Origin of the sequence: Nocardia sp. NPDC058519 (assembly GCF_042719755.1) — a bacterium.
In the GTDB taxonomy this organism is placed as follows: Bacteria; Actinomycetota; Actinomycetes; order Mycobacteriales; family Mycobacteriaceae; genus Nocardia.
In genome coordinates this window covers 248434-253733 of record NZ_JBHXNK010000007.1, presented here as the reverse complement: position 1 = coordinate 253733, position 5300 = coordinate 248434, and the positions used below count along the sequence as shown (strand labels likewise).

Sequence of the window (5300 nt, the reverse complement as noted above, 5' to 3'; positions counted from 1 at the left end):
GAACGCCGACCCGAAACCCTTCGTCTGGCGCAAAACCGCGGAGGAGATCCTGGAATCACTCGCTAAATATCTTCAACGGATTTCAGGTGCAGGACACTAGTTGCAGACCGACGTGACGGTCGCGCTCACCCCTACCCGCCAGTCTCGGACACCTCGCAGTGAAACCCCGAGATCTACCCGGGTCGTTGCCCGTCGACTCAGGCTCGCCCGTGCGCTTGCCGCGGGCCTTGCGCATGAGCAGAACCGCCGCGACGAGGACGACCAATGCCACGATCGCAAGTATTTCCATATGCGCCGCTTACCCCACGAACCGGCGAGCGAACCGCTGTTTATCGCGCGAATAGCGCGGTAGTCCATTGGGGACGGATATTCCCCAACTGGAGGGCTTCGAACATGGGTTTTCCCGAGCAACAGCAGAAAGTGCCCGGTATCCAGTCGCAGATGACGCCGGTTCCCGACTGCGGGGAGCACAGTTATCGCGGATCGGAGAAGTTGGCAGGCAAGGCCGCAGTGATCACCGGTGCCGACAGCGGGATCGGCAGGGCCGTCGCGATCGCGTTCGCCAGAGAGGGCGCCGACGTGCTCATCTCCTACCTCGACGAGGATTCCGACGCGCGGGAAGTGGCCGACTGGGTGGAGAAGGCCGGACGGCGCGCCGTGTTGGTTCCGGGCGACCTGTCCGATCCGGCGCACTGCCGTGCGGTGATCGCACGAGCGGTGCAGGAATTCGGCACGGTCGACGTGTTGGTGAGCAATGCCGCGTACCAGATGACGCACACCGATCTGTCCGAGATCAGTGACGAGGAATTCGCCTATACGTTCGCCTTGAACGTGGGAGCGTACTTCCATCTGGTCCAGGCAGTGGTGCCTCATATGTTGCCAGGGTCGTAGATTATCGGCAGTTCCTCGGTCAATTCCGATATGCCCAATCCGACATTGGCGCCGTATGCCGCGACGAAAGCGGCGATCGCCAATCTCTCGGCGAGTTTGGCGCAGTTACTGGGAGACAAGGGAATTCGGGTCAACAGTGTGGCGCCGGGCCCGATCTGGACACCGCTGATCCCCTCCACCATGCCGCCCGAGAAGGTGGCCGAGTTCGGCGACAACACTCCGCTGGGCCGCGCGGGCCAGCCCGCCGAACTCGCGGCGGCCTATGTTCTGCTTGCGGCCGACGACGGTAGCTACATTTCCGGCGCCAGGCTCGCGGTCACCGGTGGCAGGCCGATTCTCTGACCGCGTGTGGCCCGCATCGAAAGCGACGTCTGATCTGCGCAACCGTTTGGAGTGTTCCGGTGCGGGCATTGCCCCGGAGTGGCGATCGGCCGACTGAATGCAGCACGGCGCCGAAGAATCGGCCCACGCCACTTTTTCGGTAGACGGTGTCGACACCGGAGTACCTCGGAGTGGGTCGAGCGCACCGTCGCGACGCCAACGACGTCGTCGCGGTGGACGTGCCCGGCCCGCACCGAGGCCAGTGCGGGCGCGCAGTCCGCACGCAGCACCGAAACAGGAGGCGACGATGTTTCCGATCAAGCTCACCGATCCGGATCCGGTGCCGGCACCGCCCGGCCCCGCACCGGATCCGGCCCCGCCAGGCCCCGCACCGGATCCGGCCCCGCCGGCCCCCGGCGACCCGCCGCCCTCGCCGCCGTACCCTCCCGGTCCAGGCGACCCTGTGCCTTCGCCGCCTAACCCGCCCGGTCCCGGCGACCCCGTGCCTTCGACGCCGAACCCGCCTGGTCCAGGTGATCCGGCTGCTCCTCCTGCACCGGGTCCTGATCCGGTTCCTCCCATCCCGTCACCGCCGCCACCGCTGCCCGAACCGTCGGCACGGCGTTAGCAGGGAGATCGGCCCATGGACCACAGCACCGCCCCACTCGTCGCCGCGGTCGCCGATTATCACGGGCTCGGCCGCTACGGCTTCACCCCGCCCGGACACCGCCAGAGTCGCGGCGTGGATGCCCGCGTACTCGCCGCGCTCGGGCCCGACGCATTCGCTTCCGACATCCTCGCCTCATCCGGCCTCGACGACCGGCTCGCGCGCGACGGTGTGCTGCGCGAGGCCGAGGAACTGATGGCCGACGCGGTCGGCGCCGATTCCGCCTTCTTCTCGACCTGTGGCAGTTCACTGTCGGTCAAGGCGGCAATGATGGCCGTCCCGGTGGTTGCGACGGCGGTCTGCTGGTGGGCAGGGACTCACACAAGTCGGTCGTGGCCGGGTTGATCTTCTCCGGTATCCGCCCGCATTGGATCACCCCCCGCTGGGATGCCGAACGGCACTTCTCCCATCCGCCGTCACCGGCACAGGTGGAGCAGGCGTGGCGTGAAAACCCCGATGCTGCAGGAGCTTTAGTGGTCAGCCCCAGCCCCTACGGCACCTGTGCCGATATCCGGAGAATCGCCGAGGTGTGTCATGGTCGCGGTAAGCCGCTGATCGTCGACGAGGCTTGGGGCGCGCACCTGCCCTTCCATCCCGACTTGCCTACCTGGGCAATGGATGTCGGTGCCGATGTGTGTGTGGTCAGCGTGCACAAGATGGGTATGGGTTTCGAGCAGGGTTCGGTATTTCATGTGCAGGGCGACCTGGTCGACACGAAGCGACTGAGCCGCTGCGCCGACCTGCTGATGACGACCAGCCCCAATGTCCTGATCTACGGCGCGTTGGACGGATGGCGAAGGCAGATGGTCGAATTCGGCTACGACCTGCTCGACCGCGCTCTGTCGCTGGCCCGGCGAACCCGCGCCGCGATCGACGAGATCAGCGAGATCGAGGTCATGCACAACGAACTCCTCGGTGTCGAAGCCTCACACGATCTGGACCTGCTGCAGGTCCTCGTCGACGTCTCTGCCACAGGCGCGACCGGCTACCAGGCTGCCGACTGGCTGCGCGCGCACCGTCACATCGACGTGGGACTCAGCGATCACCGCCGAGTACTGGCGACCCTGTCGTCCGCCGACGACTCCGTCACCGCCGACGCGCTCACCCGCGGTGAGGCTTTCGGGGACCGGCCTTCCGATCGCCTGCGGTGACATCTCGACGATCGCGCCCCGGCAGCTGAGTCGCCCGCTCGGATCGGGGTATTCCACGGAGTGAAGGGCGGTGACGCCGGGTCGCTGTGCACCGTGGCATCACGATCGTCGGTCCGCTCATCGGCTCGACTCGCACGCGGCCGGCGGGCGGGCGGCACCACACGTATACCGGTGTAACCGGATTCGGAGACTGTCATGATTGTTTTCCTCGGCCTGGTCCTGCTCATCGCCGCGGTGGTGATCGGCACGGCGGGCGTGCTGAGCAACAGCGGACCCGCCCACACGCTCAGCGACGACTTCAGCCTGCTCGGCTACCACATCACCGCAACGTCGGGCACGTTGTTCCTGTGGGCAGTCGTGCTCGGAGCCCTCGGCATGCTCGGCCTGGTCCTGCTCACCGCCGGCGCGCACCGTTCGTCGCAGCGCCTGCGTCAGACCAAGGCCGATCTTCGGCTCGCCCGTCGCACCGGCACGAGCGGGCGGACCTTCCGTCCTTCGGCCGAACCGAAGAAAAAGGGGACCGTGCTCGCGAAGACACCGCGTAGTGCGAGCGCACGCCGCACCTGGCGACATCCCTTCGGTGACCACTCCGCCGACGCCGTGACGCACTGACCCGACCGCACGGAATCGTCATCGGCACCCACCGACACATTGCCTACGTGGCCAACCGCGAGACCGGTAGCGTCCACGCGATCGACATCCGTTCCCGGACACTGACAGCCACCGTGAAGGTCGGTCGCGACGCGGCACACCTTGCACTCGATACCGCGGCGAACACGGTATACGTCGCGAATCGAGAAGACCACACCATCTCGATGATCGACACCACGTCGAACACGGTCGTCGCAACGGTTGATATCGGCGGCAAGCCGCAAGGCATTGCCGTTGATCCACGCACACAGAATGTGTATGTGACCGACTCGGAACGAGGGACGGTCATCGTACTCGCGGGGCGCCGGTAACTGCGTTGCCCCCGAGCCGTCTCTTGGGGATGGGAGTCCAGTATGCCCCGATTGGGATGCTCCGTGCTGGCTACGACGATCGGTAGACGCCCTCTGTACTCGAACGAAAATGGATCCCTATGGCACGCAAAGTCATTGTCAGCCTTGTTGATGACTTCGACGGCACCTCCGAGGCCGACGAGACCGTCACCTTCGGAATCGACGGAGTCACCTACGAATCACCTGTCCGATACCAACGCCACCAAGTTGCGCGACACGTTCGACCAGTGGCTCCCTTACGCCCGCCGAATCGGCCGCGCCAAGACATCCATCGGCCGACTCGCCGCGAAAACTCCTGCGAGCGCACCGATTCGGCGCAACGACCTTGCTGACATTCGTGCATGGGCCAGCAAGAACGGTCACACAGTGTCGACCCGCGGACCGATCTCGACCGAAGTTATCGCCGCCGACGAGGCTGCGTCTGCGTAGAGCAGAAGGTTGGTCGGCACGAAGCTGTGTGATGTTCACCGTGATACCTACGTCCCCACCTGCGGAGACCCCCGTCCGCGACACCAGTCCCGATCATCCGCCAACGGCGAGCAGCCCTGCGGTGGTTCGCTGTGGTTCGGGTGACGCGACCGGGCCGGGTACTACCGGCGCGTCGACGGAGGTTCTGAACGCTCCGGACCACTTCGACCTACCCACTGTCGATGTAGCCTTCTGACTCTTTTTCGGCCACCCGGACCAGCCCCGGTTGACGCGACCTCCCGATTTCGCAACGCCGCCGCAGACACCCTCTCCACATCCACACCCGCAATGGCCTCGTGCGCACGCACGACCGCGAGCTACGTCTGTGCAGCGGCCAGCAACCTCTGATCACTCCCGGCGCCTACGTGCTGTAAATCCTCAAGTAGCACAGCACACGGGCGGTCGAATTGAGTTGGCGCTCTGGCGATTCCATACTCGATGGACCAACATGGCTCGAAACCAGATCCTTCAGTTTCCGGTAGGCATCGGCCACCGCTTGACTAGCAGTATCGGACACCCCGCCACTGCGCCTACCGCGACCGCCGCAGCCACGACTCCAGGCACCGACCCCCAGACTCGCCACACCCCATGACCGGCGCAGCTCTGACATTCTGACCCCGAATGAGGCTGCTAGCGTAGACCATTCGGGAGGATGAAGGCCCCCGTCACTACTCTCGGCAGGACACGCATACAAGAGTTGGGAGGGGCTCGGCCCGATTCCTCCCAGCCCCACCCCCCCGGTACGCACCCCAAAACAGCGGGCGCCCTGCAGGGCAGCGGGGCGCGCCACAACGAAGTAGG

The 5300-nt window shown here is 65.5% G+C and carries 2 protein-coding genes and 3 pseudogenes; all 5 read left to right on the top strand.

From position 1 onward, the window contains the following. Positions 1-393 precede the first annotated feature (393 nt). Positions 394-1233, top strand: a pseudogene (locus ACFWPK_RS11630) (SDR family oxidoreductase). A 622-nt stretch (positions 1234-1855) separates the two neighbouring features. Then, a pseudogene (locus tag ACFWPK_RS11625) lies at positions 1856-2982 on the top strand (aminotransferase class I/II-fold pyridoxal phosphate-dependent enzyme); the annotation flags it as partial. A gap of 243 nt (positions 2983-3225) precedes the next feature. After that, a complete protein-coding gene (locus ACFWPK_RS11620; RefSeq protein ID WP_378914543.1) occupies positions 3226-3642 on the top strand; it encodes a hypothetical protein in 417 nt (138 codons plus the stop codon). 47 nt (positions 3643-3689) lie between these two features. Then, a complete protein-coding gene (locus tag ACFWPK_RS11615) occupies positions 3690-3992 on the top strand; it encodes a YncE family protein (RefSeq protein WP_378914542.1) in 303 nt (100 codons plus the stop codon). A 119-nt stretch (positions 3993-4111) separates the two neighbouring features. Continuing rightward, positions 4112-4460 (top strand): annotated as a pseudogene (locus ACFWPK_RS11610) (Lsr2 family protein). Positions 4461-5300 lie beyond the last annotated feature (840 nt).

Excerpts from the sequence above, each read along its gene's own strand:
- ACFWPK_RS11620 (WP_378914543.1), top strand. The coding sequence starts at position 3,226 with ATGATTGTTTTCCTCGGCCTGGTCCTGCTCATCGCCGCGGTGGTGATC.